25 protein-coding genes are annotated in these 26,062 nt (G+C 72.6%); 11 read left to right on the top strand and 14 right to left on the bottom strand.

The genetic code is table 11. The annotated features are described in order from the left end of the window. Positions 1-64 precede the first annotated feature (64 nt). Complete coding sequence (locus ACFPCY_RS17120; protein WP_378256215.1) at positions 65-739, top strand: response regulator transcription factor; 675 nt, start codon at positions 65-67, stop codon at positions 737-739. Then, positions 736-1,815 (top strand): sensor histidine kinase, encoded by a 1,080-nt coding sequence (locus tag ACFPCY_RS17115; RefSeq protein WP_378256213.1) that lies wholly within the window; start codon positions 736-738, stop codon positions 1,813-1,815. Before ACFPCY_RS17120 ends, ACFPCY_RS17115 begins: the two co-directional genes overlap by 4 nt. Before the next feature lie 154 nt (positions 1,816-1,969). Here the strand turns inward: ACFPCY_RS17115 and ACFPCY_RS17110 are convergent, their stop codons facing one another. Next, a complete protein-coding gene (locus tag ACFPCY_RS17110; protein WP_465251226.1) occupies positions 1,970-3,277 on the bottom strand; it encodes an RsbRD N-terminal domain-containing protein in 1,308 nt (435 codons plus the stop codon). Positions 3,278-3,633: 356 nt separating this feature from the next. Here ACFPCY_RS17110 and qcrB point away from each other — a divergent pair, with 356 nt between their 5' ends. Then, positions 3,634-5,280 (top strand): cytochrome bc1 complex cytochrome b subunit, encoded by a 1,647-nt coding sequence (gene qcrB, locus ACFPCY_RS17105; protein ID WP_378256453.1) that lies wholly within the window; start codon positions 3,634-3,636, stop codon positions 5,278-5,280. 3 nt (positions 5,281-5,283) lie between these two features. On the opposite strand, the gene ACFPCY_RS17100 is transcribed toward qcrB, so the two are convergent. Next, positions 5,284-5,724: a hypothetical protein gene (locus ACFPCY_RS17100; RefSeq protein ID WP_378256211.1), complete on the bottom strand. Its 441-nt coding sequence runs from the start codon at positions 5,722-5,724 to the stop codon at positions 5,284-5,286. Between the two features lie 773 nt (positions 5,725-6,497). On the opposite strand from ACFPCY_RS17100, the gene ACFPCY_RS17095 reads away from it, so the two are divergent. Continuing rightward, a complete protein-coding gene (locus ACFPCY_RS17095; protein ID WP_378256209.1) occupies positions 6,498-7,205 on the top strand; it encodes a hypothetical protein in 708 nt (235 codons plus the stop codon). Between the two features lie 11 nt (positions 7,206-7,216). Here the strand turns inward: ACFPCY_RS17095 and ACFPCY_RS17090 are convergent, their stop codons facing one another. The 3 genes from ACFPCY_RS17090 to ACFPCY_RS17080 all read right to left on the bottom strand — a co-directional run bounded on the left by ACFPCY_RS17090 (position 7,217) and on the right by ACFPCY_RS17080 (position 9,556). Further along, entirely contained in the window at positions 7,217-7,687 is a 471-nt protein-coding gene (locus tag ACFPCY_RS17090) for a GNAT family N-acetyltransferase (RefSeq protein ID WP_378256207.1), read from the bottom strand. A 47-nt stretch (positions 7,688-7,734) separates the two neighbouring features. After that, on the bottom strand, positions 7,735-8,901 hold the full coding sequence (locus tag ACFPCY_RS17085; protein ID WP_378256205.1) for a hypothetical protein: 1,167 nt from the start codon (positions 8,899-8,901) through the stop codon (positions 7,735-7,737). Between the two features lie 106 nt (positions 8,902-9,007). Then, the gene (locus tag ACFPCY_RS17080) at positions 9,008-9,556 is read right to left on the bottom strand and encodes a hypothetical protein (protein ID WP_378256203.1); all 549 of its coding nucleotides are present in this window, start codon (positions 9,554-9,556) and stop codon (positions 9,008-9,010) included. Positions 9,557-9,640: 84 nt separating this feature from the next. On the opposite strand from ACFPCY_RS17080, the gene ACFPCY_RS17075 reads away from it, so the two are divergent. Then, positions 9,641-10,183 carry a TetR family transcriptional regulator gene (locus ACFPCY_RS17075; RefSeq protein WP_378256201.1) on the top strand — a complete coding sequence of 181 codons (543 nt, stop codon included), beginning with the start codon at positions 9,641-9,643 and terminating at the stop codon, positions 10,181-10,183. On the opposite strand, the gene ACFPCY_RS17070 is transcribed toward ACFPCY_RS17075, so the two are convergent. The 3 genes from ACFPCY_RS17070 to ACFPCY_RS17060 are packed head-to-tail and all read right to left on the bottom strand — an operon-like array spanning position 10,171 to position 11,708. After that, entirely contained in the window at positions 10,171-11,109 is a 939-nt protein-coding gene (locus ACFPCY_RS17070; RefSeq protein ID WP_378256199.1) for an SDR family NAD(P)-dependent oxidoreductase, read from the bottom strand. The two genes, ACFPCY_RS17075 and ACFPCY_RS17070, sit on opposite strands and share 13 nt — an antisense overlap. Positions 11,110-11,151: 42 nt before the next feature. After that, positions 11,152-11,289 (bottom strand): hypothetical protein, encoded by a 138-nt coding sequence (locus ACFPCY_RS17065; RefSeq protein WP_378256197.1) that lies wholly within the window; start codon positions 11,287-11,289, stop codon positions 11,152-11,154. Then, positions 11,286-11,708, bottom strand: coding sequence for an ATP-binding protein (locus tag ACFPCY_RS17060; RefSeq protein WP_378256195.1), 423 nt, complete (start codon positions 11,706-11,708; stop codon positions 11,286-11,288). Before ACFPCY_RS17060 ends, ACFPCY_RS17065 begins: the two co-directional genes overlap by 4 nt. A 124-nt stretch (positions 11,709-11,832) precedes the next feature. Here ACFPCY_RS17060 and ACFPCY_RS17055 point away from each other — a divergent pair, with 124 nt between their 5' ends. The 4 genes from ACFPCY_RS17055 (at position 11,833) to ACFPCY_RS17040 (ending at position 13,629) form a co-directional block, all read left to right on the top strand. Then, a complete protein-coding gene (locus tag ACFPCY_RS17055) occupies positions 11,833-12,654 on the top strand; it encodes a helix-turn-helix domain-containing protein (RefSeq protein ID WP_378256193.1) in 822 nt (273 codons plus the stop codon). After that, complete coding sequence (locus tag ACFPCY_RS17050; RefSeq protein WP_378256191.1) at positions 12,651-12,836, top strand: DUF397 domain-containing protein; 186 nt, start codon at positions 12,651-12,653, stop codon at positions 12,834-12,836. The genes ACFPCY_RS17055 and ACFPCY_RS17050 overlap by 4 nt, the downstream gene beginning before the upstream one ends. A 40-nt stretch (positions 12,837-12,876) precedes the next feature. Next, positions 12,877-13,062, top strand: coding sequence for a DUF397 domain-containing protein (locus tag ACFPCY_RS17045; RefSeq protein WP_378256190.1), 186 nt, complete (start codon positions 12,877-12,879; stop codon positions 13,060-13,062). Positions 13,063-13,128: 66 nt separating this feature from the next. Continuing rightward, positions 13,129-13,629, top strand: a complete 501-nt coding sequence (locus ACFPCY_RS17040; protein WP_378256188.1) for a carboxymuconolactone decarboxylase family protein — start codon at positions 13,129-13,131, stop codon at positions 13,627-13,629. A 41-nt stretch (positions 13,630-13,670) separates the two neighbouring features. On the opposite strand, the gene ACFPCY_RS17035 is transcribed toward ACFPCY_RS17040, so the two are convergent. The 3 genes from ACFPCY_RS17035 to ACFPCY_RS17025 are packed head-to-tail and all read right to left on the bottom strand — an operon-like array spanning position 13,671 to position 14,954. Further along, positions 13,671-14,129, bottom strand: a complete 459-nt coding sequence (locus tag ACFPCY_RS17035; RefSeq protein WP_378256186.1) for a VOC family protein — start codon at positions 14,127-14,129, stop codon at positions 13,671-13,673. 35 nt (positions 14,130-14,164) lie between these two features. Continuing rightward, positions 14,165-14,554: a PPOX class F420-dependent oxidoreductase gene (locus ACFPCY_RS17030; RefSeq protein ID WP_378256184.1), complete on the bottom strand. Its 390-nt coding sequence runs from the start codon at positions 14,552-14,554 to the stop codon at positions 14,165-14,167. A 40-nt stretch (positions 14,555-14,594) separates the two neighbouring features. After that, complete coding sequence (locus tag ACFPCY_RS17025; protein WP_378256183.1) at positions 14,595-14,954, bottom strand: ArsR/SmtB family transcription factor; 360 nt, start codon at positions 14,952-14,954, stop codon at positions 14,595-14,597. Positions 14,955-15,028: 74 nt separating this feature from the next. Here ACFPCY_RS17025 and ACFPCY_RS17020 point away from each other — a divergent pair, with 74 nt between their 5' ends. Both ACFPCY_RS17020 and ACFPCY_RS17015 read left to right on the top strand, forming a co-directional pair. Further along, positions 15,029-15,484, top strand: coding sequence for an ArsI/CadI family heavy metal resistance metalloenzyme (locus ACFPCY_RS17020; protein ID WP_378256181.1), 456 nt, complete (start codon positions 15,029-15,031; stop codon positions 15,482-15,484). 123 nt (positions 15,485-15,607) lie between these two features. Continuing rightward, positions 15,608-17,296 (top strand): carboxylesterase/lipase family protein, encoded by a 1,689-nt coding sequence (locus ACFPCY_RS17015; RefSeq protein ID WP_378256180.1) that lies wholly within the window; start codon positions 15,608-15,610, stop codon positions 17,294-17,296. A 25-nt stretch (positions 17,297-17,321) separates the two neighbouring features. On the opposite strand, the gene ACFPCY_RS17010 is transcribed toward ACFPCY_RS17015, so the two are convergent. From ACFPCY_RS17010 to ACFPCY_RS17000, 3 genes are all read right to left on the bottom strand, one after another. Continuing rightward, positions 17,322-17,882, bottom strand: a complete 561-nt coding sequence (locus tag ACFPCY_RS17010; protein ID WP_378256178.1) for a nuclear transport factor 2 family protein — start codon at positions 17,880-17,882, stop codon at positions 17,322-17,324. 137 nt (positions 17,883-18,019) lie between these two features. Continuing rightward, positions 18,020-19,336: a crotonyl-CoA carboxylase/reductase gene (ccrA, locus tag ACFPCY_RS17005; protein ID WP_378256176.1), complete on the bottom strand. Its 1,317-nt coding sequence runs from the start codon at positions 19,334-19,336 to the stop codon at positions 18,020-18,022. Between the two features lie 18 nt (positions 19,337-19,354). Then, positions 19,355-25,909 (bottom strand): SDR family NAD(P)-dependent oxidoreductase, encoded by a 6,555-nt coding sequence (locus ACFPCY_RS17000; RefSeq protein ID WP_378256174.1) that lies wholly within the window; start codon positions 25,907-25,909, stop codon positions 19,355-19,357. Between the last annotated feature and the right edge of the window lie 153 nt (positions 25,910-26,062).

The raw sequence follows: 26,062 nt of genomic DNA, 5'->3' as shown, positions 1-26,062 counted from the left end.
GATCGACACAGGATCCGCACAACCCGCCCCGGGAGCGCGCGCACCGCGCTCCTAGGGTCGGGTCATGCGCATCCTGGTCGTCGAGGACGAACCCACCATCGCCAAGGCGGTCGCCGACCGGCTGTCCGCCGAGGGATTCGCGGTGGAGACGGCCGCGGACGGGCCGTCCGCCGTCGCGCGGGCGCGCGAGGCCTCCCCCGACCTGATCGTGCTGGACGTCATGCTCCCCGGCTTCGACGGGCTGGAGGTCTGCCGCCGCGTCCAGGCGGACCGTCCCGTGCCGGTGCTGATGCTCACCGCGCGGGACGACGAGACCGACAAGCTCGTCGGGCTCGGCGTCGGCGCGGACGACTACCTCACCAAGCCGTTCAGCATGCGCGAGCTGGTGGCCCGCATCCGCGCGCTGCTGCGCCGGGTGGAGCGCGCCGCGACGCTCTCGACGCCCGAGCCGGTCACCCGCCTCGGGCCGCTGGAGATCGACGAGCGGTCCCGCCGCGTCCGCCGGGACGGCTCGGAGGTGCACCTCACCCCGACCGAGTTCGACCTGCTCACCTGCCTGGCACGGCATCCCGGCGCGGTGCTCACGCGCGCCGTCCTGTTGCAGGAGGTGTGGGACTGGGCGGACGCGTCCGGCACGCGCGTCGTGGACGGCCACGTCAAGGCGCTGCGCCGCAAGCTCGGACCGGACCTGATCCGGACCGTCCACGGCGTCGGCTACAGCCTGGAGGCCCGGCCGTGAACGGGCTGCGGCGGCACCGCGACTCGGCGGCGTACGCGTGGGAGCGGCTGCCGCGCCCGCTGGACCCGCTGCGCTCGATCAAGGTGAAGCTCGGCGTGCTGGTCGTGCTGACCGCGTGCGTCGCAATCCTGATCGTGCTGTGGGGGTACCCGCTGGGGTTCCGGGCGCGCGAGACCGTCCCGGTCGGGCTGCTGATCGCGCTGGTGATCACGCAGCTCATCGCGCACGGGATGACCGCGCCGCTGCGCGAGATGACGGCGGCGGCGCGGGCGATGGCGCGCGGCGACTACTCGCGCCGGGTCCGCTCCACCTCGCGGGACGAGGTGGGCGAGCTGGCCCGCGCGTTCAATCGGATGGCCGCCGACCTCGCCGCCGTGGACCGGCAGCGCCAGGAGTTCGTCGCGAACGTGTCGCACGAGCTGCGCACCCCGATCAGCGCGCTGCACGCCGTCCTGGAGAACGTCGCGGACGGCGTGACCCCGGCGAGCCCCGAGGTGCTGGAGTCGGCGCTGGAGCAGACCGAGCGGCTCGGCCGGCTGGTGGCGCAGCTCCTCGACCTGTCCAAAGTGGACGCCGGGGCCGTGCCGCTCGACCTGCGCGAGCTCGACGTCGCCGGGTTCGTGGACGAGGTCACCGCCGCGTTCCCCGGCACCCCGGTCAAGGCCGACATCGCGCCCGGCCTGTGCTGCGTCGCCGACCGGGACCGCCTGCACCAGGTGCTGGCGAACCTGCTCGACAACGCGGTGCGGCACGGGCCGTCCGACGGCGCGGTGACGATCGCTGCGGGCCCCGGCGACGGGCCGGGCTCGCTGGTCCTGGAGGTCTCGGACGAGGGCCCCGGCATCCCGAAGGGCCAGCGGGAGCGGGTGTTCGAGCGGTTCTCGCGCGGGTCGTCCGGTGCGGCGACCCCGGACGGCGGCACCGGCCTCGGCCTCGCCATCGCGCGCTGGGTCGTGGACATGCACGGCGGGCGCATCGGCGTCGTGGACACCCCGCGCGGCTGCCGCATCCGCGTCTCCCTCCCGCCCCGCGCCGCCGACGCCCCGTCCACCCCGCAGGCCAGCGGCGAAGGATGAGCGCAGCGGCGTAGGCCCGGCGGGTCAGCAGCGGACGGCGCCCGCGGGAGGCCAGCGGCGGACAGGGCGCGGCGGGTCAGCGGCGGACGGCGCCGCGGGAGGCCAGCGGAGGACAGCGCGCGGGAGGCCAGCAGCGGACGGCGCGCGCGGCGGGTCAGCGGCGGAGGGTGACGATCTCGCCGGTGTCGCCGACGGCCTCGCGGGCGGCGTCGAGGAGGTGCTCGCCCGCGCCGGACGCGAGCAGGGCCCGCGCGCGCAGCACGATCTCCAGGTCGAAGCGCAGGTCGGGGTCGAGGAGCTGGTCGCCGAACAGCTCCTCCAGTTGGCGCAGCCGGTAGCGGACGGTCTGCGGGTGGACGTGCAGCCGCATCGCGACCTCGTTGGCGTTGCGCCCGGACTGGAGCCAGGCGAGCAGCGTCTCGGCGAGCCGGTCCTGCTGGCTGACGCGCAGGTGGGCGAGCGGCGCGAGGCGCAGCGCGGCCAGCGACGAGATCAGCTCCTCGTCCTGGAAGAGGATCAGCGTGGACATGTGCTCGACGCTGCGCACCACGCCGCCGTCGGTCTCGATGACGCCGCGGTCCACCAGGGCGAGCGTCTTGCGCGCCCACTGCACCGAGCGGGCCGCCTCGGCGACCGGGACGGTCGGGCCGACGACGGCGAGCGTCCCGGCGAGCGCGCGGTCGATCAGCCGGGCGCGGCCGGGGCCGTCCGGGTCGGGGATGACCAGGCTCGGCGTGCGGCGGGTCAGGTCGGCCAGCACGTCCGGCGGGAAGGCGGGGTGGTTCGACCCGGCGGGCGGACGGCCGAGGGCGACCGCCGCGACCGTGCGCGGGACCGGCCAGTGCGCGGCGGCGGCGAGGTCGGCGATCGCCTCGGGCGCGGCGGGCGGGTCGGCGAACAGCAGGTCGAGCAGCCGCTTGCGGCGGCGCTGCATCTCGCCCGCGACGGCGGCCTTGGCCTGCGCGTACCCCTCGGCGGCGGCGGCCGCGAGCTCGTCCTGGACGAGCATCAGCGCCTCGCCGACCGCGCCGAGCGTGCGCGGCCCGACGTCCAGCTTGGCCGCGCCGTCGGCGATGCGCCGCCAGGCGACCATCCCGCCGACCCGCATCGCGGACTGCATGGCGTCCAGGCTGCGGCCCTCGCCCGCCTCGCCGCGGCCGATGGCGCGGAAGAAGTCCGTGACGGCGGCGGGTTCCTGGCCGGGGTCGGCGATCCGCTCGACGAAGTGGTGCAGCACCCGTTCGACGGCCAGCCGGAGCGTGCCCGAGTAGGGGCCGTCGCCGGGCCGGTCGTACTCGCGGACCCGGCTCTGGATCTCGGCGATCATGTCGTCGGCGACCTCGTCGAGGTTGGGCCGCATGTGATCGGCGAGCTCCCGGGGCAGGTCCGCCCAGGGCCGTCCCTCGTCGGCGGCGCCGGTCCCCCCGGCTCCTCCGGCCCCTCCCGTCACGTCGTCGGTCACGCCGCTCCCCCCGGTGCCGGTTACTCCCCGTGTGCCCTCCAGCTACCCACGGGGGAAATGCTCACATTTGAGTCTAGTGTGGGGAAAATCATGACCCGAACCAAGGGTCCCCCCGCAGTCCAGGGCGAGAGCTGACCTGATTCGGCCGTCCGTCTTGACGAAGTTGCACGAAAACCCTCTCTGGAACCGGCAGCGCACCGATGCGACAGTGGAGGTGCCAGGTGAACCCGAGAGGCGGCCGCCGACGCCCCACTCCGGCCCGGCCGCCGGTTCAGGAGGCAACGGTGACCGGCGCGTCCCCCGAACGGCCGCACGGAACGTCCCCTGCCACTACTCAGCGTGACGCGCCGAGGCAGCTGCGCGCCGCGCCGGAGCGGCTTCGCGGCGCGGGCCGGGCGATCGACGAGAGGTTCGGCGGGACGCCGTTCCTGCGGACGGCCCTGCGCAAGGCGTTCCCGGACCACTGGAGCTTCCTGCTGGGCGAGATCGCCCTCTACGCGTTCCTGATCATCCTGCTGACCGGGGTGTTCCTGACGCTGTTCTTCGTCCCGTCCATGCGGGAGGTCGACTACAACGGCTCGTACGTGCCGCTGCGCGGCGTCCGGATGAGCGAGGCGTACGAGTCGACGCTGAGGATCACCTTCGAGGTGCGCGGCGGGCTGCTGATGCGGCAGATCCACCACTGGGCCACGATCATCTTCCTCGGCGCGATCGTGATCCACCTGCTGCGCAACTTCTTCACCGGCGCGTTCCGCAAGCCGCGCGAGCTGAACTGGCTGATCGGGATCGTGCTGTTCATGCTGGTCATGCTGAACGGCCTGTTCGGCTACTCGCTCCCGGACGACCTGCTCTCCGGCACCGGCCTCCGCATCCTCGAAGGCGTGATCCTGTCGATCCCGGTGGTCGGCAGCTACGCGCTGATGTTCCTGTTCGGCGGCGAGTTCCCCGGCGGCGACATCGTGCCGCGGCTCTACGTCATCCACATCCTGCTCATCCCCGGCCTGCTGCTGGCGCTGATCCCGCTGCACGCCGTCGTGCTGACCTGGCGGCAGACGCACACCCAGTTCCCCGGCAAGGGCGCGACGAACCGGGCGCAGTACGGCTATCCGTTCTTCCCGGTCTTCATCGCCAAGACCACCGCGTTCTTCCTGTGGGTCTTCGGGATCTGCGCGCTGCTCGCCACGTTCTTCCAGATCAACCCGATCTGGCTGTTCGGCCCGTACGACCCCGGCGCGATCAGCGCGGGCTCGCAGCCCGACTGGTACATGGGCTGGCTGGAGGGCTCGCTGCGGATGATGCCCAACTGGGAGATCGACGCCTGGGGGCACGACGTCCCGCTGAACGTCATCATCCCGGCCTTGGTCGTCCCCGGCCTCCTGTTCACCGGCCTGGCCGTCTACCCGTTCCTGGAACGCTGGGTCACCGGCGACCACGAGATCCACCACCTGCTGGACCGCCCGCGCGACGTCCCGCCGCGCACCGGCATCGGCAGCGCGGGCGTCGTCTTCTACGGCGTCCTGTGGGCGGCGGGCGGCAACGACGTCCTCGCGAAGACCTTCGACGTCTCCCTGTTCTGGACGACCTGGTTCTTCCGGTTCGCGATCATCCTCGGCCCGATCCTCGCCTACGTCATCGCCTACCGCGTCTGCCTGGGCCTCCAGCAGCGCGACCGGGGCCTGGTCGAGCACGGCCTGGAGACCGGCATCATCCGCCGCCTCCCCACCGGCGAGTACATCGAGGTCGAGGAGCCGCTCCCGCCCGAACGCCTGGCCCCCATGACCGACGAGCGTCCGGCCCCTGCCGTCCCCGTGGGACGCGCCGAACGCGAAGGCGTCGAGTCCCCCGAGAAGCGCACCGCGCTGGGCCGCCTCCGCAGCCGCCTGAACCGCCGCTTCATGGCCGACCTCGCCGTCCCCGCCGCGCCGTCCGGAGCGCACGCGGAAGAGGGCGCGGTGGAGTCCGCCGAAGAACCCGCCGCCCTCACCGAACGCCCCGAATCCTGACGCTCAGTCCGAGCGGCGGCGCTCCTCCTGGACGGCGATCCGCTCCCACGCCGCCGTCCACCGCGCGACCTCGGCCTCGTCACCGCCGCAGCCGCGGACGAAGCCCGCCACGAACTGCCGCGTGAGACTCCGGCGCCGGTCGATGTCGTACCAGTTGTGCCCGTGCCGTCCCGCGTCGTTCTTGGCCATCTGCCGCAGCGACGGGCGGTCCTCGCAGACCCGGTAGAGCTTGAGCTCGCGCCGCAGCCCGTCGAAGTCGCGGGCACGGGACGGATCGGGCCGCGCCTCGTCCCCGCCCCGTGCCTGCGAAGGTACCGCAGCGGACGGCGCGGGCTTGGGCTGGACGGCCCAGCGGCGCAGGTGTCCGGCGAGGGAGAGCGTCCTTCCGCGGACGCGCTCGCGGAGCTGTTCCCAGCCGGACGCCCCGCCTCTGCCGCCGCTCACCGCCGCACCGCTCTGGCGGCGGCGCGGCGAGGCGCGTACTCCGGGTGGCACCTTCTTTCGGACCGCATGGGGACTCCTCGGATCGTCGCTCGACAGGGCGGGGCGGGCCGGCGGTGGCGGCCGCCGGGCTACCCACCGAAATCTTGGCCCGGCGGTCGGCCTCGCGTCCCCATTTCTCGGCACACAACGACGTAGAGGGCGATTAGCCGCCAGGGTTCTTGAATAGCACAACCCCGCGGAATAGGAACCTCTCCCAGTCATTTAATGAATACCGTTCGGCATCCCATATGCCGGGACAAAAGGCACGAATCGGATGTGCGAGCATCAGCGTGCGCCATAATGACCCTCGGGCGGGCTTGTGGCACGTGACCCAGGTCGTCCCTCGGGACGCTTCGACAGGGCGACCCGTCGACGACGGGCCGTCGGTGCATCATGCTGTGGCGGCAGAGCGCCGGCGCGCTCGTCGTCGCTTCTGGCAAGCGCCGGAATTCCGGAAATGCGCGCAGCGAGCCGAAGGCTCGGTGGTGAGCGTCCCGCCCGCCGTGGCACGTCGCGGCACGGCACGTCGCGCGGCACGTCGCGCGGCACGGGCCGTCCCGAGACGCGGCAGGTCCGGTCTGTTCGTTTTTGTAGCTCTTGGCGCCGTCTCCGGTCGCGGCTGTTCGTTCGCCCGCCGCGGGCCGTGCCTCCGCCTCATCCTTGCTCGTGTCGGCGGGCGCCCGTGCGCGACGACCCCGTACGCGGCACGGCCCCGACCAATCGCAGGAGTGACGATGAACGATGGAACCACCGGTCCGCCCCGCCTTCCGCACCCGGGCGGAAACGGCTCCGGCCTACCCGGTCACCCGGTGACCCGCGCGATCGTCGGGCTGGACGTCGTGGGCTCGGGAGACCGTCCGGAACCGGTCCGGCGGTCGCTGCGCAGCGGGGTCCTGTCCGTGGCGGAGCGATCGTTCGCCGCGGTGGGGCTGCCACTCGCCACCTGCACCGTGCGCGACACGGGCGACGGGCTGGTGGTCGTCGCTCCGCCGGACGTGGACGGGGCGGCCCTGGTCGGGGAGCTGCCGCTCAAGCTGTACAAGCAGGTCCGGTTGGAGAACAAGCCACGGGACGAGGGCGCGCGCCTGCGGATCCGGGTCGCGGCGACGCAGGGGCTGGTCCACTGGGACGGCGCCGGCGCGGACGGCCCGGCCCTGGTGGAGCTGGCCCGGCTCCTCGAATCGGAGACCTTCAAGGCGGCCCAGAACGCGCAGAGCGCCGATCTCGGGTTCGCCACGACGGAGGAGATGTTCCGGGCGTTCGTCGAAACGGACGCCGCCGACATCGCGCCGTCCCAGTTCCGTCCGGAGGAGCTGCACACCAAGGACGGCCCGGTCGCCGGACGGCTCTGGTTCTCGCCCGCCCGGCCCCGCCTGCGCATGCTGCGCAGCGATGACCCGGCGTCCGGCCTCGGCCGGGACGGCTCGCGTTCGGCCCTGTGACTCCCCCGGTGTCAGAGGGGCTTGCCGTAGCAGCGGCTTGACGGGGAGCAGCGGTAGTAGCCGAACTTCTCGATCGTCGTGTAGCCGGAGGAGGTGTACAGCGCGATCGCTTCCGGCTGCGCGGTGCCGGTTTCGAGGATCATGCGGGTGCGGCCGGCCGTCCGCGCGGACGACTCCAGCTCGGCGAGCAGCGCGCGGGCGAGGCCGCGGCGGCGGGCGCGCGGAGCGACGTACATGCGCTTGAGCTCGGCGTCGCCGTCCTCGAAGCCGGGTTCGGACGCGTCGTGCGCGCGCCATCCGCCGCACGCGACGGGGTCGCCGCCGACGCGTCCGACGACGAAGTGGCCGAGGGGCGGCGCGAAGTCGGCCGGGTCGACCGGAGTCTCGTCGGGGCCGCCGTAGCGGGTGACGTATTCCTGCTGCACCTCGGCGATCAGCTTGCGGGCGACGGGGTCGTCGTAGGTGCACACCACCAGTTCCATGGCGAGCAAAGTATGCGAAAGGGATATGTCCGGACGACTCGTCCGGCTCACGATCGAGGGCTGAAGCGGCGCGCGAGCGTGCGGAAGGCGTCCTTCGGCTCGAAGTTCCCGGTCTTCGGATAGTCGGAGCCCACCTTGACCAGCGCGAATCCGGCCGTGTCGAGGTCGTGCCGCGGGTCGGACGGGTTCGTCGGCGAGTGCGGCTCGATGAAGTCGTACACGAACGCGCCGTACACGCCCTCGGACTCGTAGACGTCGAGCAGCTCGGAGATGTAGCGCGACTGGACGCGCTCGTCCCGGACGATGCCGGGCTTGAGCACGGGCGGTTCGGCGTTCCAGTCCACGGCGTCGAAGCCGTCGCCGCCGCGCTTATCCGCGCCCAGGTAAGTGCAGCAGCCGAATTCGGTGATGACGACCGGCTTGCCGAACCGGTGCAGCGCCCGGACGTCCCGCCGGTAGGTCGCCTCGTTCGTGGCGTCCCGGTACAGATCGACGCCGACGACGTCGAACTTGCGCCAGTCCACTGATTCCCAGACGCCGGACGTGTAGGTGAGCAGTCCCTTGAACAGCGGACGGACGGTGTCGTGCGCGCGCACGAGAAAAGCGTTCAGGCGCTCGTTGTATCCCTGGCCGGCCTGGGTGCCGAGGTTCGCGGCGCGTTCCCTGTAATCCTTGCCGGGGACGAGGCCGTCCATGAAGATCGTCAGCTCGCAGCCCATCGACATCCCCACGCCCGGACGCCGTCGCCGCAGCCGCTCGGCCATCGCCGCCACCGCGCGCAGGAACTCCAGCGTGCGCGCGGCGTTCCGGTCGAACTGGCGCGGCTCGAACCAGACGAACATCCCCTCGTCCGCCGCGCAGCGCGCGGCGAGTTCGAGCCGCCGCAGGTCACCGCCGAGCAGGATGACGGCGTTGCAGTGCAGGTCGCGCCGGATCGCGCGGATCTCCCGCCGCACGAACGCGGGCTTCCACACCTCGCGCTCGGTGTCGTAGTTGACGCCGCGCTGCACGAGGCCACCATGGTGCGCGGGGCCGCCGCGGTGCGGCGCGAGGTCGGCGCCGTGATCGGCGAGCGCGGTCGGCCGCGCCGGGGTCTGGCCCCGCACCCACGCGAACGCCCGCGCCTGCGACTCCCCCGGCCGCGCCATCGCCGCGCCGCCGACGGCCGCCGCCGCGAGCCCCGCGATCACCGCACGGCGCCTGATTCCCGACATCCCGCGTCCCCTTCCGTTCCGGCCCGCCCGTATCGGCAAGCCTCGCGGCGGGAACGCGTCCGGACATCGCCCATGGGGCGCTCTTCGGCCCGACCAAAGTCGACGTTCAGGACGCGCGGAGGTCGCGTTCAGCGCGGCGGGCGACGGCCCGCAGCAGTTCGAGCCGGATCAGGCCCGCCCCGCCGAGGCGGATGAAGCCCCAGTACAGGCCGAAGATCCGGCGCGAGCGCGGATCGGTCGCGAGGACGCGCGTGTCGGCGGCGAGCACGGTACCGCCTTTCGTCGGGACGACCTGGAACGCCATCGCCGCCTTGGCCCAGCCGGGATCGGCGAACGCGGCGAACCCGTCGGCGCCGTCGGTTCCGGACGGCCCGGCCACCGGACGCGGCTTCCAGAACTTGGCGACGCGTCCGACGACGATCTCGCGGCCTTCCTGGCGTCCGAGTTCGGGCAGCGGCGCGCGCTCGACGAGCGGGCCGGACATGCGGGCGCGGCCTCCTGTGCGGATGCCCATCAGGACGCGGGTGAGCGGCAGATCGTCCGAGCCGGTGGCGAGGAGCGCGCGCCAGACGGTCTCGGGCGGGGCCTCGATGCGGCGCGTGTAGCGGGTGCGGAAGTCGGGGGCGGGCAGCAGGCGATCCAGGATCCAGTCCATGGCCGGACTCCTCCGAACGTTCTGGACGGTTGCGTACAGAATCTATACTGTACGCCGCCGTCCAGAACTTGGGGAGAGTGAGACATGCCACGCAGCGCCCGCCTCAGCCGGGACGACTGGGCCGCGGCGGCGCTCGCCGCGCTGGCCGAGGGCGGCGCGGGCGCGGTCGCCGTCGAGCCGGTCGCGGCCCGGCTCGGCGCGTCCAAGTCGAGCTTCTACTGGCTGTTCGAGAACCGGTCGGCGCTCCTCGACGCGGCCCTTGAGCTGTGGGAACGCGAGCAGACCGACCGCATCGCCGCCCGCCTGACGCAGATCCCGGATCCCGCCGAACGGCTGCGGACGCTGCTGCGCCTGGCGCTCACCACGGGCGGCGGCGATCTCGCGCTGCGCCTGACCGGCGAGTCGGACGCCGCCGTCCTGACCGTCGCGGGCCGCGTCACGCGGCGCCGGCTGGAGATCATCGAGGCGGCGTTCCGCGAGCTGGGCCTGCCCGCCGAGCAGGCCCGCCACCGTGCGACCGCCGCGTACGCCACCTACCTCGGGACGGCCGCGCTCGCCCGCCTCGACGCCGCTCCGGCCGACACCGACGCCTACGTCAAGGAACTTCTGGACGCTTACCTGCCCTGACCGGTGAGATCGGCGGAGATCTCCCACAGCCGGGCCGCGTCGTCCGGGTCCACCGCCCACGGCTTGACGCCGCCGATCAGCATGTCATCGCCGGTCGCGGGCTCGGCGATGTCGCAGTCCTGGGCGTAGAGGCCGCCGAGGCCGTCCAGGAGCGGGGACGTCGCGGCCCAGATCGCGGTGGCCGCGCCCTGCTCGGGGGACTTGAAGCCCTCCGCCTGCGTGCCGTCCTCGCTGATCCAGCCCTGCGCGATCTGCTCGTCCCGCGGGATGTGCCGTTGCAGCGGCGTCAGGATGCTGCCGGGATGAGCGGTGAACGCCTGGACGCCGAGCGCGTTCAACTGGACGGCGAACAGCGCGTTCGCCGTCTTCGACTGCGCGTACGCGAGCCACCGGTCGTACCCGTCGCAGAACTGGAGGTCGTCCCACCTGATGCCCGACAGGAAATGCCCGGACGAGGTGACCGAAACGACCCGCGCCCGCTCGGCGAGCAGCGGACGCAGCCGGTTGACCAGCGCGAAGTGCCCGAGATGGTTGGTCGCGAAGTGCGCCTCCCAGCCCGGCCCGACCCGCGTCTCCGGACACGCCATGATCCCCGCGTTCGTGATGACCAGATCGAGTTCCCGGCCGTCGTCCAGGAGGTGATCGGAAAGTCGGCGCACGCTCTCCAGGTCCCCCAGGTCGAGTTCGCGGACGTCCACCCGGGGCACGTCGCGCAGTGCTTCCCGCGCCGTCTCCGGCCTCCGAGCTGGGACGACGACCCGCGCGCCCGCGTCCACGAGCGCCCGGACGCCCGCCAGCCCGAGCCCGGAGTAGCCGCCGGTGACGAGCGCGGTCTTTCCGGTGAGGTCGATCCCGGCGAGGACGTCCCGCGCGGTGCTCCCCGCGCCGAACCCCGAACCGATCTTGTGCTGCTGCTCCATCGTCATGTTTCCGGACGCTAGGACCCGGAGCGCGCTCCAGGTCAAAACTCAGTACCGGTGCCGTCCGGGCGGACGCGGCCGGAACATGTGGACCAGCAGCGCCGCGACCGAAGCCCCCGCGCATATCCCGCCCACCACGCACCCGGCCAGCACGGACGCGCCCGCGACGTCGAACGTGGCGATCACGAGTCGGCGTCCGGGCCGAGGAACCGCGCCCACACGGTCTTGCCGCCGTCCGCCGAGCCGTGCTTGCCCCAGGCGACCGAGAGGGCCTCGACGATCCCGAGCCCGCGCCCGTTCTCGCAGCTCACGTCGGGGTCCTGGAGTTCGGGGCAGCCGGGCCCGTCGTCCCAGACCGCGATCTCGACGAGCTGATCGGTATGGCGTTCGACCAGCACCCGGATATCGGACGCGCCGCAGTTGAGCGCGTTGGTGACCAGTTCGGAGACGCAGAGCGCCGCGTCGTCCACCAGCTCGCCGCGCCCCCACCGGCGCAGCACCTCCCCCACCCGCCGCCGCGCCCGGCCGGCAGCGGAGAGATCGGCGTCGAACCGGCAGACGACCAGCCTTTCCTGATCGTCTCCCAGAGGAGCTTTCGGAAGCATCGGACCCGTCCAGATGGCGTGAGATTTTCGCGTTCCTCATCACACCCTGACGCCACCCGACTACCGTTGTCACTGTTGCTCACAGAATCAGAAAATGCGTCGATCTCCCCTCCCGGAGCGCACCATGGTCAAGCCCCCGCCCGACGCCCGGCTCTCCCTCTGGGCTCTGATGGCCAATCACCTGCGCCACCTGCGCATCTACCAGAACCTGCGCCAGCACGACGTGGCCAAGATCCTCGACTGCTCGATCAGCCAAGTTTCCAAATACGAGACCGGCGAGAAGCAACTGGACGAGAACCAGTGCAAGGCCCTCGACGCCGCCTGGCATACCGGACATCTCTTCGAAATCCTGCATTACTTCGCAACCTCGGGCACCAACCCGAATTGGAGCGAGCGCCTGAATCACATTCAGCGCACGGCGATCGAGACCCGGGTCTTCTCTTACAACATCATCCCGCTGCCGTTCCAGACGGAGGGTTATGCGCGCAGCCTGCTCGAAGCGGGGCACGCCGCCGGACTCATCGGAGACGTGGAGGGCGCTGTAGCGCGACGCATGGCGCATCAGGCCGAGATGCTCAAGGGGCAACCCCAGATCTGGGCAGTGCTCGACGAGGTGGCGTTGCGTCCGATGGGCGACGGTGAAGTGATGGGCGCCCAGATAGATCACCTGCTCAAGATGGCGGAGCCACCTCACACGTCGGTCCGCGTCCTCCCCGAGTGCATCGCGCCCCATATCGGCATCGACGGATCGTTTTGGCACTTCAGGATGCCCAACGGACATGGATTGGGCTTTGCGGGCACCGCACTTGATGTAGGAAAAGTCATCGACGATCAAACCCAAGCCGACCGCACGCGGATACGCTTTGATCGACTTGCGGCTCGTGCTCGGAGTGAAGACGAGTCCCGCGACTGGCTCATCCGTCGACGGCGGAAGGAAGAACAGTGATCAACTGGCGCAAGAGCAGCTACAGCAGCGAGAGCGGCGGCGGCGGAACCTGCGTCGAACTGGCCGACCTGGGCACGACCGTGGGCGTCCGCGACAGCAAGAACCCCCGCGCAGGCCACCTCGCCCTTACCCGAACCAACCTTCGCCAACTCGCCGAAGTCATTCGATACTCGGAGAAATAGACAAAAGCCCGGACCTGACCTAGGTCAGACGGAGAGGCTCATGATTGCCTGGCGCAAGAGCTCCCACAGCGAAGGGCAAGATCAGGGCGGCACCTGCGTCGAGCTGGCCGACCTAGGCAGGTCCGTGGGCGTTCGGGACAGTAAGGATGCGGGGGCGGGGCATCTCGTCCTCAGCCGGGCTGGGCTGCGGGAGCTGAGCGAAGCGGTCCGGCGCGTTAAGGCCTGACATCGGTCGGGGGAGCTTCGTCGGATCGGGTGAGACAGCATCGGATTCGCGAAGGGAAGTCTCGCCATGTCCTTGACGGCGCCGGACGGCCTCAACTCACGCCTGCCCGACCTCACGCAGCAGTTCCCCGAGCTGGCGAAGCTCTCGGCGGCCGTGCACAAGGCCATCCGGGACAGCTCGATCCCGCAGAACACCGTCACCCTCATGCAGCTGCGGGCCGCGCAGCTCGTCGGGAGCACGTATCACGCGTTCCGGTTGACCGATAATCTCCGCCAGGCCGGGGAGTCCGAGGAGCGCATCGCCGCGCTGGTCACCTGGCGGGACGCGCACGCCTTCTTCAGCGACGCCGAGCGGGTCGCGCTGGAGCTGGTCGAGGCCGTCCTGACACCGAACCCGTCCGGGGAGCGGGTCTCGGACGACCTGTTCGCGCGCGCGTCCGCGCATTACGACGCCGAGGAGATGTGGTCGCTCACCGTCGCGATCGGCCACTTCTGCCTGTTCATGCCGATCGCGCTCATCGGCAAGCCGATCCCGGGCCGTCCGCCGGGGAAGAACTACACGAACTGACGCCGTCCGCCCCCGGGAGACCGCCTCCCGGGGGCCGCGCGTCAGTGGACGCAGAACTCGTTGCCCTCCGGGTCGGTCATCACCACCCATTCGCCGCCCATCTCCTTCACGTGCCGCTGCACCTGGGCGCCGAGGGCGCGGAGGCGTTCGACGTCTTCGGCCCGGTCACCGCCGGGGTTATGGACATCGATGTGCAGCCGGTTCTTTCCGGTTTTGACCTCCGACTCCGGGACGCGGTTGAACAGCACGCGGCGGCCGAGGCCGGTGCCGCTCCGCTCGTCGAACGGGTCGTCCGGGTGGCGGACGGCCGCCGCGTCACGCCAGGCACGCCGGTCGCGGTGCTCGACGGTCAGCTCGGGCTGGATCGCGCCGCCCGCGAGCAGCGCGCCGATGAGGACGCTGTGGTCCTCGACCTCGTAACCGAGCGCCGCCGCCCAGAAATCGGCCTGGGCGTGCGGGTCGTGGGCGTCGATCACGAGCTTCCAGTGCAGCGGAGTCATCCCCCACTCCTACACTCCGGCACCGACAAACCGCGTCAGACGCTGCGGCTCGCGCGGGGGCCGTCGAGGTTCCAGGAGACGATCCGGGTCGGGGTGATCTTGATGTACTCGCGGGAAAGGTTCTTCATCGGCGGGTCCTGGTCCACGAGCGCCTCGGCCGTGCCGCGGATCTCGATGCCGCGCGGACGCCACGGGTCCACCGAGACCAGGTCGTCCACGACGAACGAGACGGTGCTGCCCGCCTGGACGTTTCGGAACTTCTTGGACGCGCCCATCGCGCCGCCGCCGATCATGATCGCGCCCGTCTCGGCGTCCACGACGAAGTTCACGGGGTTGTTCTGCACCTGACCGGCCGGGGACACGGTCGCGAGGCGGCCGAGCGGCTGGCCGTTCAGGTAGTCGAGTTCGGTCGGCGTGAAGATCACGGAAACTACCCTGCTGCCCGCGCGGTCATGCCGTCAACACTCATCGGAGCACGCGCGCCGGGCCGAGGAGGCTGGACAAACGCTCCAGCAGCGGCGGGTTGATCCAGTAGTAGACCCAGGTTCCGCGCCGCTCGGAGCCGATCAGACCGGCCTGGCGCAGCACCTTGAGGTGGTGGCTGATCGTCGGCGCGGTGAGGTCGAAGGCGCCGGTCAGGTCGCAGACGCACGCCTCGCCGCCCTCGTGGGACGCGATCAGCGACAGCAGCCGCAACCGCACCGGGTCGCCCAGCGCCTTGAAGAGGGGGGCCAGCTCGGCGGCCTCGTCCGCGCCGATCGGTTCGGCCGCCAGCGGCGCGCAGCAGCCCTCCGCTTCAACCAGGGGCAGCAGTTGCTTCGACATGGTTCTAATTTGACATCCATCTATGCAGAGGCGCAACCTGACTACTTAGACATCCATCTAAGCAAGGAGGGGCCATGTCCCGCGTCCAGCTCGCCCTGCGCGTGTCCGACCTGGAGGGCTCGATCGCCTTCTACTCCAAGCTCTTCGGCACCGAGCCCGCCAAGCGGCGGCCGGGCTACGCCAACTTCGCCGTCGCCGAGCCGCCCCTGAAGCTCGTCCTCATCGAGGGCGCCGGCGACGAGCCCACGCGGCTCGACCACCTCGGCGTCGAGGTCGAGACCACCGAGGCGGTCACCGGCGCGTCCCGGCGGCTGAGCGACAGCGGCCTCGCCACGTTCGAGGAGAACGACACGTCCTGCTGCTACGCCGTCCAGGACAAGGTGTGGGTGACCGGCCCCGGCGGCGAGCCCTGGGAGGTCTACGTGGTGAAGGCCGACGCCGACACCCTCACCAAGCCCGACGCCGGGCTCGTCGCGGCCGACGCCCCGGATGGCACCGCCGCCTGCGCCTGCGGCCCCGGGGGCTGCTGATCCGAGGCGGTCGGGGCCGTGTCCAGGTAGGTGAAAGTCCACCCCGGGGCTGGGGGAAGGCCCCTGGGATCGGTGTCGCGCGATCGCGAAGGTGAGGGGGTCGGAGCGACACGGGAGGACGAGATGAAGAACCGCTGGAGCATGACGGCCGCCGCAGCCCTCGGAACGATCGCGAGCGTCGCGGTGGCGGCGGGCCCCGCCGTCGCCGCCACGCCCGCCACCACGCCCACCGCCGCGTACGCCGGCACGGACGGCGCCGTGCACGCCGCGTCGCCCGCCGGCGCGGACGGCGCGGTCGTCGTCACGGACAAGGGCGCGGTGCGCGGGACGGTCGCCACCGATCACCGCGAGTTCCTGGGCATCCCCTATGCCGCACCGCCGGTCGGGGCGCTGCGCTGGGCGTCGCCGCGTCCGGCCGCCGCGTGGAAGGGGACCCGGGACGCGACCAGACCCGGCAACCGGTGCGCCCAGCAGGCCGGAATGCTCAGCACGACCGGCGAGGAGGAGAGCACCGCCGAGGACTGCCTCTACCTGAACGTCACCACGCCCCGGCACGCGCCCCCGGGCAGGAGGCTGCCGGTCATGGTGTGGATCCACGGCAGCGGGTTCCGGAACGGCTCGGGCTCGCTCTACCGTCCGGCCGAGATGGTCGCGCGGGACGACGTGATCGTCGTGACGGTCAACTACCGGCTCGGCCTGTTCGGCTTCCTCGCCCACCCCGCGTTCGACCGGGCGGGGAACGGCTCGGGCAACTTCGGGCTGGAGGACCAGCAGGCCGCGCTGCGCTGGGTGCGGCGCAACGCCGGGTCGTTCGGCGGCGACGCGCGCAACGTGACGATCTTCGGCGAGTCGGCGGGCGGCGTGAGCACCTGCTCCCAGCTCGTGTCACCGCAGGCCGCCGGGCTGTTCCAGCGGGCGATCGTGCAGAGCGGCCCGTGCACGCGGCAGGCCGGGGACTGGCCCGATTTCGACGGCTCGCGCGAACCGTCCGGCTCGTGGCTGCCGCACTCCCGCGCCGAGGCCGAGAAGCGGGGCCGGGACGTCGCGGCGAAGCTCGGCTGCGCCGACCCGGTCACGGCCGCCGCCTGCCTGCGCGCCCTGCCCGTCGAGAAGCTGCTCAAGGAGTCGGGCTACGGCTTCACCCCGACCTACGGGGGCGGCGGCATCCTGCCGACCGACCCGAACAGGGCTTATGCGAGGGGCGAGTTCCACCGGGTTCCCGTCATGCAGGGCATCACCCGCGACGAATACCGCCTGTTCCAGGCTCTCACCGAGGAGTTCACCGGCGAGAAGCTCGACAAGGCCGGATACGAGGCGCACGTGAAGGCGTACGTCGGCGCGAAGCGGGCCCCGGAGGTGCTCCGCCGCTACCCCTTCGCGAAGTACGGGTCGTACAGCGTGGCCTGGTCGGCGATCGTCACGGACGCCACTTTCGGACGCGGCTCCACCGAGCAGCGCACCAGCCTCCAGAACCGCGTTCCGACCTACTCCTTCGAGTTCGCCGACGAGTCCGCGCCGTGGATGGCCGATGCCGGGAAGCCCGCCTTTCCGGCGGGGGCCTTCCACGCCGCCGACCTCCAGTACCTCTTCGACACCGACTACTTCACCGGACGCGAGCTGGACGCCGGGCAGCGGAGGCTCTCCCACCAGATGATGGACTACTGGACCCGCTTCGCCCGGACCGGGAACCCGAACGGCCCCGGCTCCCCGACCTGGCGGCCCGGCTCGTCCGTCCAGGCCCTTTCACCGGACGGCGTCCGTCCGGTGGACTTCGACCGCGAGCACTCCTACGGCTTCTGGCGCACCTTCTGACCGGCGAAGGTCGGGAAGCGGCTGGTCAGGGCGTTTCGGGCTCGCCGCTTCCCGGTTCTTCGGCGGGGGAGTCCGCCGTTTCGGTCGAGGCGTCCTCGGTTCCGGACGGCTTCTCCCGTTTCCCGGACGGCAGGGACGCCGTCGTCTCCCAGGTCGGCGCGATCGTGACGGACCTCAGCCGCCAGCCGTAGGGCGTGCGGGTGGCCTCCGCGGTGAGGACGCCGCCGGTCGTGCGGAGGTCGCCCGAATCCACGAGGACGCAGGCGGCGAAGGAGTTGGCCCGGATCGCCGCCTCGTCCCCGTCCAGGTCGATCAGGTAGTTGGTGTAACTGTGCTGGGTCGCGCCGAAGGACGCCAGGGATTCGGTCAGGTGCCGGGTCGCCTCGCTCAGGCCGGAATGGTCGTCCGCCGGAGGGCCGACGGTGACGTCCGGGGTGAGCAGGCCCGGCAGGGTCGTCTCCAGGGCGCGGTCGGGCAGCGCGCGGTCGTCCAGGGCGCGGGCGTAGCGGTCCAGGAGCGCCGTGATCTCGGCCCGGTCGGCCAGCGTGGCGAGGCGGGTGTCCGGGGTCGGGTCGTGTGGCACCATGCCCTGTCTCCGTTCGGCCGGATGATCTTCCTGTCACCGAACGTAGCAAGGCACGGGCCGCGCGTGACCGACCGGGGGGTGATCAGCGGGTCGGCGCCTGGTGAGCGGAGCGGGTGGTCTGCGGCTGAAAAGGCGGGTCAGCGGCGGAAGAGGTGGAACTTCTCCTCGCCGATGCGCTCGCGCAGGACCGGGTCCGTGACGCCCTGGCCCTCGGCGGTCGCGCCGCACAGGACGGCGACCTTGCCGACGTGCTGGTTGGTCTGGACGGCGCGGGTCGCCTCGCCCGCCTCGTCCAGCGGGTAGCTGCGCGACAGCGTCGGGTGGATCATGCCGAGCCCGAACAGCCGGTTGACCTGCACCGCCTCGTGGTAGTTGAAGCCGTGCGAGCCGATGATGCTCTTCAGCCGCATCCACAGGAACCGGTTGTCGTACTCGTGCTTGTAGCCGGTGGACGAGCCGCAGGTGACGATCTTGCCGCCGCGCTTGGCGACGTAGACCGACGCGCCGAACGTCTCGCGGCCGAGGTACTCGAACACGATGCCCGGGTCCTCGCCGACGCGGCGGCGGATCGCCTCGCCGAGGATCCGGCCCGCCTTCGGGCTGCGCAGGCCGCCCTCGCCGAGGTCCAGCTCGGACCGGTTGATGACGTGCTCGCAGCCCTGCGACCGGACGATCTCGGCCTTCTCCTCCGACGACACCACGGCCACCGGGATCCCGCCGCCGTTGAGCACGAGCTGCGTCGCGAACGAGCCGAGCCCGCCGGTCGCGCCCCACACCAGGACGACGTCGCCCTGCTTCATCCGCGCGCCGTGCGCGCCGACGAGCATGCGGTAGGCGGTCCCGGCGCAGAGCGTGTTGGAGCCCGCCTCCTCCCAGGTCAGGTGCGCGGGCTTCTTGATCAGCTGGTTGGCCTTGGCGACGCAGTACTCGCCGAGCGCGCCGAAGTTGGTCTCGAAGCCCCAGGCGAGCTGGGTCTCCGACATCATGCCGTCGTCGTAGGAGCCGTGGTCCTCCTCGTCCACGTAGGACGGGGAGATGACCACGTGGTCGCCGACCTTCCAGTGCTTGACGCCCGCGCCGGTGCGGACGACGACGCCCGCCGCGTCCGAGCCGAGGATGTGGTACGGCAGGTCGTGCCGCGCGCCGTACCAGCCCTGCCGGCCGAACTTCTCCAGGAAGGTGAAGGTCGGCACCGGCTCGAAGATCGCCGACCAGACCGTGTTGAAGTTGATCGCCGCCGACATCACCGCGACCACGCACTCGTCCGGCGCGATCTCCGGCATCTCCACCTCGCCGACGTGCAGCGAGCGCCGGACGTCCTTGTCCTCCTGCCCCTCGAAGATGCCGACCTCGTCCTTGAGCGTGAACGCGGCGCGGTACCGGGTGGGCAGGTCGATCTCGGCCAGCTCGCGGCCGGACGCGCCGGACCGGACGGCTTCGAGGAGCTCGGACATGGATGATCCTCCGCGTGATCAGTGGGCCGGGGACAGGGCCGCCGGGCCGGTCGGCGCGTCCTGCGACGCGGCCGGGGCAGGGGCGCCGGCGGCGAGTTGGCCGTCCAGGTGGGCGGCGAGGATCTCCACACCTGGCGGGTCCAGCAGGTTCAGGTGGTGCACCCCGGGGATCGTGACCTTCTCCAGGGCCGGGCAGAGCGGGCCGAAGCCGTTCGTCCCGTCGAGGACGTACCGGGCGTCCTTCACCGCCCAGGGGGTCTCCTCGGGCGCGTGGTAGAGGATGACACGGCCGTCGTACGGGCGGGGCTCGTACGACTCCAGCGAGCGGGTGTCCTGGTGCGAGGTGAGCTGGTGGTGCAGCGCGGCCGGCGGGATCAGCTCCGCGAGCGGCGCGGCGCGCTCCATGACCAGCGCGAACTGCTGCTCCTCCGACAGGCCGGACAGCTCCTCGTAGCCGAGCTCGACCGAGAGGCCGTAGGTCTCGTTGACGTAGGCGGCGAACGCGGCGAACCGGCGGGCGAGGGTGTCGGACTCGTCCTCGACCGGCAGCGGCAGGCCCGCGTCGAACAGCGCGACGAACTCGACCTCGCGTCCGGCCTCGCGGAGCCGGCGCGCGGTCTCGTAGGCGAGGACGCCGCCGAACGACCATCCGGCCAGCCGGAACGCGCCGGTCGGCTGCGCCTCGACCAGGTGCTTCACGTAGCGGTCGGCGCGCTCCTCGACCGGCGGCGCGTCGTCGAACCGCTCCAGGCCGTACACCGGCTGGTCGTCGCCGAGCAGCTCGACGAGCTGCCGGTAGCACGCGGTCGTGCCGCCCGCCGGATGCGCGATGAAGATCGGCCGCCGGTTCCCGGACGGCTTCAGCGGCCGGACGATCTGCCGCGCGGCCTCCTCGTCGGCGGCCCGGATGTACTCGGCGACGTGCTCGGCGGTCGGCGTCGCGAACAGCTCGCTCCGCGTCGCCTCGCCGCCCAGCTCGGTCATCAGGAGCGCGACGACGGCGTCCGCCTGCTCGTCCGTCCCGCCGAGGTCGGCGTAGAAGTCGGCGACGACGGAGACGCGGTCGAGGCCGAGGACGTCCTCGAAGAACCGGACGGCCAGCCGTTCGGCCGCGTCGCGCGCCATCACGTAGCCGGACTCGGCGTTGGGAACGGCCGACGCGGGCGCCGGAGCACTCGCGAGGCCCAGCTCCTCGGCGGCCCACTCCTCGAACACGTGCACCGACGCGCCCTTGAGCAGCACCGACGCCGGGACGGTCAGCCCGAGGTCGTGCTCGACGCCGCTCTTGATCCGGACCGCGACCAGCGAGTCCAGCCCGAGATCGGTGAGCGGGACGGACGGGTCGAGCCGCTCGGGCGCGAAGCCCAGCACGGACGCGATCCGCCAGCGGACCTGCGCGGCGATGCGGGCGCGGGCCTCGGCCGGGTCCAGCTTCCGGACCGCCTCGATGCCGGGCCAGTCGCCCGCCTCGTCGGCGCCGGTCCCGGCGGCCTCGGTGAGCGCCGCGAAGTACGGCATGTTCGTGATCTCGGGGAACAGCGCGACCGCGGCGGACGGGTCGAACCGCAGCACCCCGGCGGCGGTCGCGTCCGCGGCGAGCAGCGCCTCCAGCGCCTCCGCGCCCTCGTCCGGCGTGATCGGCTCGATCACCGCGACCCGCAGGTCGGCGGCCCCGCCGACCTGCGACCAGGTGCCCCAGTTGATCGTGGTGGCGGGCCGGCCGTGCGCGCGGCGGTGCGCGGCGAGCGCGTCCAGCGCCGCGTTCGCGGCGGCGTAGGCGGCCTGCCCCGGCGAGCCGAGCAGCGCGGCGGCCGACGAGTGCAGCACGAACCAGTCGAGATCGGCGTCCCAGGTCGCGGCGGACAGCAGCCGCGCGCCCTCGACCTTCGCCGCCCAGACCCGGTGCAGATCCTCCGGCCCGAGGTCGGTGACCATCCGGTCATCGATCGCGCCCGCGCCGTGCACGACGCCGCGCAACGGCGTCCCGCCCTCGCGAGCCGCCGCGACGAGCCGCTCCGCGACCCCCGGCTCGGCGATGTCGCCGAGCACGACGCCGACGTCCACCCCGCTCTCGCGCATCCGCGCGATGGCCTTCTCAGCGTCGGCGGAAGGACCCGAGCGCCCGGAGAGCACGATCCGCGCGGCCCCCCGCTCAGCCAGCAACCGAGCCGTGACCAGCCCGATCCCGCCATACCCGCCCGTAATCACATAAGCCCCACCCCGCCGCACGACGCGCCGCCGCTGACGCGGCGGCGCGTCGTGCGGCGTGCCATGCGCAGGCCCACCCGCGCGGACAGCAGTTCCCTCGCGGGAAGGGGGCGTCTGGTGGGGGGTGAGGGAGGCGGGGGCTAGGCGGGCGGTGTGGCGGGTTGCGGAGCGGTAGGCGGTCTCGCGGGACGGGGCGTTGGCGAGGAGTTCGGTGGTCAGGTCTTCGGGGCGGGCGGCGTCCACGAGGGTGGCTCGCTGGACGGTGCGCTCGAAGGCCAGGACGCGGGTGAGGGCGCGGACGTGGGCCCGGCGGTGGTCGCCGGGCTCGCCCGGCAGGACGGGGAGCGCGTCGCGGGTGGAGATGTAGAGGCGCGGGCCGTCCGGGGTCGCGACGGACGTGCGCGCGACGGTCAGGACGAGCTCCTCGTCGGCCAGGTCGCCCGCGAAGAGGACGACGCCGTGGACGTCGCCGGACGGCGCGGTGCCGATCGGGGCGCGGGAGACGGTGTGGCCGCGTCGGCGCAGCTCGGCGGCCACGTCGCCGGCGAAGGGGTCGGCTGGGTCGGCGAGCAGGAGCCAGGACGCGTCGGAAACGGTGGGTTCGGGGGTGTCGGTGGCGTCCCAGACCACCTCGGCGAGCTTGTCGGCGAGCGGGACGGGCAGGTCGGCGCGCTCCACGCGGCGCAGCGTGATGCCGGACGCCTCGACCAGCACCTCGCCGTCCGGGCCGAGGAGCTGGAGTTCGCCCTGCTCGCCGTCGAACGCGGCGCGGACGTGGCCGCCCCGGTGCGTCGGGCCGTGCACGCGCAGGCTGCCGATCGTCTCGACGATCCAGGCGCCCTCGCCGGCCTCGGCGTAGAGGACGCCGAGGGCGCGGTCGAACACCTCGGGGTGCAGCCGGTAGTGGCGGCTGCCGCGCTCGGCCGCGGCGATCTCGGTGGCCGGGCCGTCGAGGGGGGTGGGCGCGGGGCGGTGGTCCTCGCCGACGTCCGCGCTGGCCAGGCGGGTCCAGGTGCCGGCGGGGGTGAGCGCGTGGATCTCGACGCGCTGCTCGTCCTCGCCGAAGGTCGTGGTGACCGTGGTGGACGCGTCGAGCGCGAGCGGCCGCTCCATCCACAGGCTGTTGACGCGCACGGACTCAACGCCCAGCGCTTCGGCGCCCGCGGCGAGCGCCATCTCCGCGTACGCGGCGGACGGCAGGACGCGCAGCCCCTGCGTCGGCGCGATCCACGGCTGCGCGGCGGTGCCGACGTCGGCGCGCCAGGCGTGCCGGTCCTCGCCGGGGAGTTCGACGTGCGCGCCGAGGAGCGGGTGCTCACCGCGGCCGGCACCGCGGCCCGCGCCGCGTCCGCGCCGGGACGTGTCGATCCAGTGCCGCTGGTGCCGCCAGGGCGCGGACGGCACGTCCACGATCGCGCCGTCCTTCGGCGGGGCGATCGCGTGGCCGTGCGCGGCGAGGGCGGCGAGCTGCGCGTGGAAGGTCAGGGTGTCGTCGGTCTCCTGGCCCTTCGGCGCGCGCTTCAGGGTGTGCGTGACGAACGCGCCGACGCCGTCGAGCGTCTCGCCGACCGCGTGGGCGAGGATCGGATGCGCGTTGACCTCGATGAAGGTGCGGTAGCCGTCGTCGGCCGCCGCCGCGACCGCGTCCGTGAGCCGGACGGGGTTGCGCAGGTTCTCGGCCCAGTACGCGGCGTCCATCGGGACGTCGGCGCGCGGGTCGGGCAGGGCCGTCGTGTAGAGGCGGACGTTCTCGGCGAGCGGCGTGCCGGGCTTCGCGCCGATCCCGGCGAGCGCGTCGCGCAGGTCCGGCAGCAGCGGATCGACCTGCGGGGAGTGGCCCGCGCCCTCGGCCTTGATCATCCGGGCGAGGCGGCCCTCGGCCTCGGCGCGCGCGACGACCGTCGCGATCTGGTCGGCGTCGCCGGTGACGACGGTCTGCTTCGGTGAGGAGTGGACGGCCGCGTACACCTGGTCGCAGCCGTCCGCGAGCCGCTCGACCTCGGCGGCGGACGCGCCGAGCACGGCCATCGCGCCGCCGCCGACCAGCCGGTCCAGCAGCCGCGAGCGGCGGCAGATGACCTTCACGCCGTCGGCGAGGGACAGCTTCCCGGCGACGACGGCCGCGGCGACCTCGCCCATCGAGTGGCCGATCACCGCGCCCGGCTCGACGCCGTACGCCTTCCACATCCGCGCGAGGCCGATCTGGATCGCGAAGAGCAGCGGCATCGTGACGGCCGGGCCGCCCTCGACCGGCTCGCCGTCCTCCAGGAGCGTCCACAGCTCGGGGCCGCCCTCCTCGGCGAACAGCCCGTCGAGGTCGTCGATGGCCTCGGCGAACGCGGGCTCCTCCTCCAGGAGCCGCTGCGCCATGCCCGTCCGCTGCGCGCCGTACCCGGAGAACACCCAGACCGGACGGCCCGGGACGCCGACCGCCGTGCCGCTGACCAGCCCCGGATGCGGACGTCCCTCGGCGAGCGCCTTCAGGCCCTCGACCAGCCCGGCGCGGTCGCGCGCGGCGATCGCGGCGCGGGCACGGCCGCGTCCGTCCCGCCGGCGAAGCGTCCGCGCAAGATCGGCATCGGCCACGCCCGAGGCGGCCGCGTCGGCGGCAGGGGCGTCGTCGGCCTCGGAGGTGTCGAGCCAGGTGAGGAGTTCGGCGGCGTAGGCGCGGATGCGGTCCTCGGACGTGTCGGACAGCGGGTAGATCCGCACCGGGACGTCCTCGCGCGCGACCTCGGCGGGCGGGGCCTCTTCGAGGATGACGTGCGCGTTCGTCCCGCCGAAACCGAAACCGGAGACGCCCGCGCGGCGCGGGTGGCCGCGCCGCGGCCAGGGCGTCTCCTCCGCGACGACCGCGAGCCGCAGGTCGTCGAACGGGATGTGCGGGTTCGGCTCCTTGTAGTGGTTGGACGGCGGGAGCACCCCGTGGTGCAGCGCCAGGACGGCCTTGACCAGCCCCGCGACGCCGGCGGCGGCCTCCAGGTGGCCGAGGTTCGACTTCACCGAGCCGATCAGCAGCGGACGGTCCGGCTCGCGCCCCGCGCCGAGCACCTCGCCGAGCGCCTTGGCCTCGATCGGGTCGCCGAGGAACGTGCCCGTGCCGTGCGCCTCGACGTAGTCCACCTCGCGGGTGTCGATCCCGGCGGTGGCGTACACCTCGTGCAGCAGGGCCTTCTGCGCCTCGGAGTTCGGCGCGACCAGCCCGTTCGAGCGGCCGTCGGAGTTCACGCCCGAGCCGCGGACGACCGCGAGCACCCGGTCGCCGTCGCGCTGCGCGTCGCTCAGCCGCTTCAGGACGACCGCGCCGCAGCCCTCCGCGCGGACCATGCCGTCCGCGCTCGCGTCGAACGCCTTGCAGTGGCCGTCGGACGCCGTCCCGCCCGCGAGGTCGAAGGTCATCGTGACGGTCGGCGACAGCAGCACGTTCACGCCGGACGCGAGCGCCACGTCCGCCTCGCCGTTGCGCAGCGCCTGCACGGCCAGGTGCGTGGAGACCAGCGACGACGAGCACGCGGTGTCCACGATCATGGACGGGCCGCGCAGGTCCAGCAGGTAGGACAGGCGTCCGGCGATCACGCTCAGCGCCGCGCCGGTCGCGGTGAACGGCTCCAGCGACGCCAGGTCGGAGGCCGAGAACGCGGCGTACTCGGGCGCGGAGACGCCGACGAACACGCCGGTCCGGGTGCCGCGCAGCGCGGCGGGCGCGAGGCCCGCGTGCTCGAACGCCTCCCAGGCGACCTCCAGGACGAGCCGCTGCTGCGGGTCCATGACGGCGGCCTCGCGCGGCGTGATCCCGAAGAACTCCGCGTCGAAGCCGGCGATGTCGGACAGGAAGCCGCCGAGCCGGGTGGTGCGGTCCAGCAGGTCGCCGACCTCGGGCGATCCGTCGTCGAAGGGGTCCCAGCGGCCGTCCGGGACCTCGCCGACCGCGTCGCCCCGGCCGAGCAGGAAGCGCCAGAAGTCGCCGGCCGCGGTCAGGTCGCGGTCGCCGCCCGGCAGCCGCAGGCCGACCCCGACCACCGCGATCGGCTCGTCCGCGCGACCCGCCGTGACCTGCGCGGACGCCGGCGCGGACGCGGGCGCGACCGTGGCGGAGGCGGCGGGCGACAGGTCCGCGCCGCCCGCCAGCGCGGCGGACAGCCGGTTGATCGTGGGGAACTCGAAGACCAGCGTCGCGGGCAGCGCGCGGCCGAGGAACTGCTCCAGCTCGCCCGCGACGGCGACGGCGTCGCGGGAGGCGAGCCCGAACTCCTCCAGGGGACGGTCCGGATCCACCTCGGCGGGTTCGACACGGGAGCGGCGCGCGATCTGCTCGACCAGGTACCGGCGGATCGCGTCCTCGCCGATCCCCTCACTGGTGTGCATCTGCGGGGTTCCCCCAATGACCGGGATCGTTCGTGCGGCACGGAACGGAGGACCACCTTGTCCTACTTTGACCGTCTCACGATGCGCACACAGACCACGTTTCTCAGGGTCCACTTGTCACGGCGATGACAAGACCCACTGGTAAGCGATGTG

It is taken from the genome of Actinomadura gamaensis (assembly GCF_042652125.1).
In the GTDB taxonomy this organism is placed as follows: Bacteria; Actinomycetota; Actinomycetes; order Streptosporangiales; family Streptosporangiaceae; genus Spirillospora; species Spirillospora gamaensis.
The sequence above is the reverse complement of the archived record's forward strand: the minus strand, read 5'-3'. Positions and strand labels throughout refer to the sequence as shown.

Excerpts from the sequence above, each read along its gene's own strand:
- ACFPCY_RS17000 (WP_378256174.1), bottom strand. The coding sequence starts at position 25,909 with ATGCACACCAGTGAGGGGATCGGCGAGGACGCGATCCGCCGGTACCTG.
- ACFPCY_RS17090 (WP_378256207.1), bottom strand. The coding sequence starts at position 7,687 with ATGGAACTGGTGGTGTGCACCTACGACGACCCCGTCGCCCGCAAGCTG.
- ACFPCY_RS17045 (WP_378256190.1), top strand. The coding sequence starts at position 12,877 with ATGATTGCCTGGCGCAAGAGCTCCCACAGCGAAGGGCAAGATCAGGGC.
- ACFPCY_RS17075 (WP_378256201.1), top strand. The coding sequence starts at position 9,641 with ATGCCACGCAGCGCCCGCCTCAGCCGGGACGACTGGGCCGCGGCGGCG.
- ccrA (WP_378256176.1), bottom strand. The coding sequence starts at position 19,336 with ATGTCCGAGCTCCTCGAAGCCGTCCGGTCCGGCGCGTCCGGCCGCGAG.
- ACFPCY_RS17080 (WP_378256203.1), bottom strand. The coding sequence starts at position 9,556 with ATGGACTGGATCCTGGATCGCCTGCTGCCCGCCCCCGACTTCCGCACC.
- ACFPCY_RS17060 (WP_378256195.1), bottom strand. The coding sequence starts at position 11,708 with ATGCTTCCGAAAGCTCCTCTGGGAGACGATCAGGAAAGGCTGGTCGTC.
- ACFPCY_RS17095 (WP_378256209.1), top strand. The coding sequence starts at position 6,498 with ATGAACGATGGAACCACCGGTCCGCCCCGCCTTCCGCACCCGGGCGGA.
- ACFPCY_RS17085 (WP_378256205.1), bottom strand. The coding sequence starts at position 8,901 with ATGTCGGGAATCAGGCGCCGTGCGGTGATCGCGGGGCTCGCGGCGGCG.
- ACFPCY_RS17015 (WP_378256180.1), top strand. The coding sequence starts at position 15,608 with ATGAAGAACCGCTGGAGCATGACGGCCGCCGCAGCCCTCGGAACGATC.
- ACFPCY_RS17070 (WP_378256199.1), bottom strand. The coding sequence starts at position 11,109 with ATGACGATGGAGCAGCAGCACAAGATCGGTTCGGGGTTCGGCGCGGGG.
- ACFPCY_RS17025 (WP_378256183.1), bottom strand. The coding sequence starts at position 14,954 with ATGTCGAAGCAACTGCTGCCCCTGGTTGAAGCGGAGGGCTGCTGCGCG.
- ACFPCY_RS17040 (WP_378256188.1), top strand. The coding sequence starts at position 13,129 with ATGTCCTTGACGGCGCCGGACGGCCTCAACTCACGCCTGCCCGACCTC.
- ACFPCY_RS17035 (WP_378256186.1), bottom strand. The coding sequence starts at position 14,129 with ATGACTCCGCTGCACTGGAAGCTCGTGATCGACGCCCACGACCCGCAC.
- ACFPCY_RS17020 (WP_378256181.1), top strand. The coding sequence starts at position 15,029 with ATGTCCCGCGTCCAGCTCGCCCTGCGCGTGTCCGACCTGGAGGGCTCG.
- ACFPCY_RS17055 (WP_378256193.1), top strand. The coding sequence starts at position 11,833 with ATGGTCAAGCCCCCGCCCGACGCCCGGCTCTCCCTCTGGGCTCTGATG.
- ACFPCY_RS17120 (WP_378256215.1), top strand. The coding sequence starts at position 65 with ATGCGCATCCTGGTCGTCGAGGACGAACCCACCATCGCCAAGGCGGTC.
- ACFPCY_RS17010 (WP_378256178.1), bottom strand. The coding sequence starts at position 17,882 with ATGGTGCCACACGACCCGACCCCGGACACCCGCCTCGCCACGCTGGCC.